This is a genomic window from Okeania sp. SIO2B9 (genome assembly GCF_010672505.1).
GTDB lineage: Bacteria > Cyanobacteriota > Cyanobacteriia > Cyanobacteriales > Microcoleaceae > Okeania > Okeania hirsuta.
The window spans coordinates 1-5,534 of sequence record NZ_JAAHGK010000424.1; the positions used below are offsets into that span (position 1 = coordinate 1).

Genomic DNA, 5,534 nt, shown 5'->3' on the forward strand with positions numbered 1-5,534 from the left:
TTCAGAAATGGTACGAAGCTATCAGAAATTGGACATATTGTTTTTGGGTTGTGCTGCGCTTTACTCAACCTACTGAAATTTTAGATAGTATTAGATACTATAGGTTTTGTCTACAAAATAATAAATCTTAATTAAATTGGTAATTAGTTGTGAAATCCCATTCGTCCCTCTTCGTAGTATCACTAACTTTTTTCTTGTGGAATTTTTTCAGTAACTGGAAAACTCAAGCAAATGCTCAGATAGTTCCAGATAACACCCTTGGTGAAGAAAGTTCTGTTGTCAATTCCATTGATGAACTGAAAGACCAAATTGAAGGAGGAGCTATTCGTGGCTCAAATTTATTCCATAGTTTTCAAGAATTTAATATCAGAGAAGGTAGAAGCGTTTATTTTATCAACCCTAACGGCATAGAAAATATTCTGACTAGAATTACAGGTAACAACCCCAGTAGTATTTTAGGCAAATTGGGAGTAGATGGCGGGGCAAATTTATTTTTAGTGAATCCCCAAGGCATTTTCTTTGGGCCTAATGCCAGTTTAGATATTCGGGGTTCATTTATTGCCACAACTGCTAACGAAATTAGACTGGGACAAAATGGACTCTTCAGTGCCACAGCACCTCATACAAGTAATTTATTATCAGTAGAACCCTCAGCCTTATTCTCAAATCAACTGGAGACTCAAGCTAGAGGCACAATTATTAATCAATCAACACAGGAAGAAGTGGGTTTAGAGCTGCAAGGGGAGCAAACCCTAGCTTTGGTAGGAGGAGATGTAGAAATAGATGGGGGGATAATCAAAGTCCCACAAGGAAGAGTAGAGTTAGGAAGTATAGGGAATAACTCTGTTGTTAGATTAAATTCAACAGACAAAGGTTATGATTTGGATTATTCAGAAGTTGATAACTTTCAAGATGTCAATATAGCTTCTGCTGTTATTGATACTCGAGGAAGTGAGGGTGGTGGTGATATTTCAATTCAAGGCAGACGTATTACTGTTACAGAATTTTCTGAAATTACAGGAAGTACAAATGGATCGCAGTTAGGAGGAAATATAGAAATTACGGCTTCGGAAGTAGTGGAAGTAGTTAGTAGTTTGATTTTTAGTGATGTCAACGAAGAAGCTACAGCAAATGGGGGTAACATTGATATTAAAACTCAGCGTTTGATTCTTAGGGATGGCTCAATAATTGCAGCAGAAACTTTTGGTGAAGGTAATGCTGGAAACTTAACAGTACAAGCAACAGATATTGAAGCTAGAGGTTTTCAAGTAGATGAAGAAGGTTTTCTATTCACCAATTTGATAGCTAGTGGTGTTCAAGCATCAGAGGTAGAAGGAATAGTAGCAACAGGAAAAGGAGGAACTTTAACCATTGAGACTAAAAGTCTTAGCTTAAAAGATGGATCTCAAATAGCTACATCTACCTTTGAAGAAGGTAAAGCAGGAAGCTTGATAGTACGAGCAAAGGAAATTGAACTTATCGGTATAGAGGATGTGTTCAGCAGCGGATTATTTGCCTCAGTTCAAGAAGATACGATTGGGGATGGAGGCGATCTCATTGTTGAAACTCAGAGCTTAAGTATACAGGATGGAGCATTAGTAGGTGTTTTTACTTTTGGTGCAGGTGATGCTGGAGAACTTAATATTAAGGCTAACGAAATTGAGGTAATTGGCCGTTCTGAAGATGGTATTTTTCCTAGCACTATATCTGCTAGTGTGCAAGAATTAGATGGATCTAGAAGTAGTGGTAACGGTGGCAACATATCTATTGAAACTGATAGTTTAATCATCCGGGATGGAGGGATAGTTGACGCTGTAACTGAGGCAGATGGAACAGCAGGAAGCATTGCTATTCGAGCCAATAATAACATTACTGTCTCTGGGTTTAGTTCCATTTCTGGTGATTCTAGCGCCATTACTGCTAGCACAGAGTCAGGTGCAACTGGAAAGGGTGGTAGTATAGAAATTACTGCTCCTATCCTGAATATTGATAATGGAGCATTAATTACGGCAAGAAGTAACAGTGATTTTGACGGAGGTAATATTTCTCTAAATATCAGCACTTTAAATCTCACGGCAGGCGGCCAAGTTATTACTTCTAGTTTTGGCAGTGGCAATGCAGGTACAATAGAAGTAAGTGCCAGCGATCGTGTCTTGATATCAGGTATAGATCCCAATGTTAATGAAAGAGAAGAATTGGGAATGATGATAACTGATAGAGAAATAGAAATCGGCGGTAGTCCAGAAAGCGCGTTCGCTTCTCGTGCAACAGATAGTGGTGATGCGGGTTCAGTTACACTCAATACACCCCTACTCAGAGTGGAAGACCAGGGTATAGTGACTGTTAGTAGTTCCGGTGCAGGTGTAGCAGGTTCGCTGAATATTAATGCTCCATCAATTGAATTGAACAATGGTACTCTGGCAGCAGAAACTAACGCTGGAGACGAAGGTAATATTACGATCAACTCCTCAAATATCAGTTTAGAAAACAAAAGTTCGATTACTACCCGTGCTGAGGGGAATGCTACGGGAGGTAATATTACTATTGATACGAGGTTTAGTATCGCTAGAGATGGTAGTCAAATTAATGCTAATGCCGATCAAGGTCAAGGAGGTAATATTGATATTACAGCTGATGGATTATTTTTTGACAACAGCAGCAGTTTGACTGCTAGTTCAGCATTAGGAATTGATGGCACAATTGATGTCAACACTCAAGTGGACCCCACTCAAGGGGTGGTGACATTATCTCCTGAAGTTGTGGATGCGGAGTCTGTGGTAGCACAAAACCTATGTTTACCAAATCAAGATCGAATAGCAGGCAGTAGCTTTGTCATTACAGGTCGAGGGGGTCTACCACCAAATCCTACTCAACCTTTAACAGTATTGAGAGGGGTAGTAGATTGGGAAACTGGCGCGAAAAAAACGACATCATCAGAGATAAAGCAACAAACTGTATTAGTTTACCAGAGACAACAGAGTAAAAAATTACCAGAAATTCTTCAAGCTCAAGGTTGGGTCATGAATACATCCGGTAATATTATCCTGACAGCTACTTCCCCCACTGTAAATACAGGTAGTTTACAATTAATTCACCCAGGTTGTTATCTGTTAGAGGGAACAGGGAACAGGGAACAGGGAATAGGGAGGAATAGTTGACAGTTTCTGGATAATAATTGATTTGATTTTTGATTGTGGGAGATATCTATTAATTATGTAATTAAATATAAATATCCTAACTTATTGGCAAAAAAACCCTACCTTCCTACCTTTGCAGAGATACGGTTAGGACTTCTATATAGCAAGGAAAGAGTTGGCGTTTGACAGAGATTGATGATGAACCTGAGACGCCAGAAATGCTTTTACCACTGTTCCCTGTTCCCTATTCCCTATTCCCTATTCCCTATTCCCTATTCCCTGTTTAATAATAATTATGAAATTAAAATCTCTACCAATTTTGCTCAGTTCAACATCAGGAATATGGCTAATTTTATCTAGTTTATTTTGCCAAAATCAGGGAAATACTCAAATAATTCCCGATCAAACATTAGGGAAAGAAAATTCAGTTATTAATTCCATAGATAGATTAAAAGAGCAGATAGAAGGTGGAGCAATTAGAGGTTCAAATTTATTTCATAGTTTCCAAGAATTTAACGTTGGAGAAAATCAAAGTGTTTACTTCACAAATCCAGCAGGAATTGAAAATATATTAACAAGAATAACAGGTAATAATGCCAGCAATATATTAGGAAAATTAGGAGTATTAGGAGCAGCAAATTTATTTTTAGTGAATCCTAATGGTATATTATTCGGACCTAATTCTAGTCTAGATATTAGCGGTTCATTTATTGCTACAACAGCCGACGAAATTAGATTAGGAGAAAATGGTTTATTTAGTGCTACTAATTTTCAAAATAGTAACTTATTATCAATAAAACCTTCAGCTCTATTTTTTAATCAAATAGCCAGTCAAACTCAAGGAAATATTGTCAGTAAATCAACTGCAGAAGAAATTGGTCTACAAGTACCATCTGGAGAAATTTTAGGATTAATAGGAAGGGAGGTAATTATTGACAGTGGAAAACTGACAACAGAACAAGGAAGAATAGAAATAGGCAGCGTTGGAGATAACAGTTTAGTCAGATTAGAAAACACCAATAATTATACTCTTAATTATTCAGAAGTAGAAAACTTTGAGAATATACAAATCAAGAATGGTGCTGTTGTGGATGTAAGTGGAGAAGGTAGTGGTGATATTCAACTCCAAGGTAGACAAGTAAGCATCACAGGAGGTTCAACTATTGTAGCTAATACTTTAGGTAGTGAACCAGGAGGCAGCATTTCATTAATATCTTCCGAATTATTGGAAGTAACAGAAAGCTTTGTGAATGCTGATGTAGGATTTGCTGCAACTGGCAGTGGGGCAACCATTACAACTAATGCTCCACGTTTAATACTCACAAGTGGAGGACAGATAAGTACAGCTACATTTGGCACAGGTACAAGCGGAGAACTGACAATAAACGCCAATGAAATAGAAGTTATGGATATATCAGCAGATGGTCAAAATCTCAGTGGCATATTTACAGATGTATTACCAGGAGCAACAGGTAGAGGTGGAGACATAACAATTAATACTCAAAACCTCAAGCTTTTCAATGGGGGACAACTGGGAGCCAACATTTTTGGTGCAGGACAAGGAGGAAATTTAACTGTTAACGCCACTGAAATAGAAGCCTCTGGTACTATTGTTTTTGAAACAACTGTTCCTCAGCAAGAACTCCTGTTAGAATCTCTCAATGGTCAATTTCCCAGTGCAATTTTAGCTCTAGTTATACCGGAAGCTACAGGAAATAGTGGCAAATTAACAATTAATAGCGATCGCATAGTATTACGCAAGGGAGCGCAAATAGGAACTGGTACATTTGGTGCCGGAGATAGTGGAGAACTAGCAGTTAAGGCAAGGGAAATAGAAGTCAGCGGTACTTCTGAAGATGGTTTTCTGCCAAGTAGCTTTTTTACTTCAGTTTTATTAGGTGCCACAGGTAAAGGTGGAAATCTTACTATTGATACTCAGTCTCTAACTCTACAAAACGGAGGACAAGTAAGAGCTGGTACATCTGGTGTAGGAGATAGTGGAGATGTAACCATAACAGCAAAAGAAATTAACTTACAAGGTAGTTTTGCCAACGATCTTTTTATCTTACCTAGCATTATTCAAGCTGCAGTTGAAGATTTATCACCTATAGATCCATTGGGTATTGGTAGTGGTGACGGTGGTCAAATATTGATTACAACAGACCGTCTGACTCTTGAAGGTGGAGCTACAATTAGCGCTCGTACTGAAGGAGAAGGTAAAGGTGGAAATATAGAAATTAATGCCACCGATATTGAGGTAAATAACAGTTCCATTACTGCTGATAGCAATGAGAGTGCAGCAATAATTAGAAATGGAGATGGAGGAAATTTAACAATTAATACTCAAAATCTAATGTTGACAAATGGAGGCTCAATTTTAGCATCTACTTCCAGTGA

At 38.0% G+C, this 5,534-nt stretch carries 2 protein-coding genes; both read left to right on the forward strand.

The genetic code is table 11. The features are described from left to right. The first annotated feature begins 149 nt into the window (after window positions 1-149). Window positions 150-3,158: a filamentous hemagglutinin N-terminal domain-containing protein gene (locus F6K13_RS16015; protein WP_287287825.1), complete on the forward strand. Its 3,009-nt coding sequence runs from the start codon at window positions 150-152 to the stop codon at window positions 3,156-3,158. A 274-nt stretch (window positions 3,159-3,432) separates the two neighbouring features. Next, the coding region (locus F6K13_RS16020; RefSeq protein ID WP_287287826.1) for a filamentous hemagglutinin N-terminal domain-containing protein at window positions 3,433-5,534 on the forward strand (2,102 nt) is incomplete at its 3' end.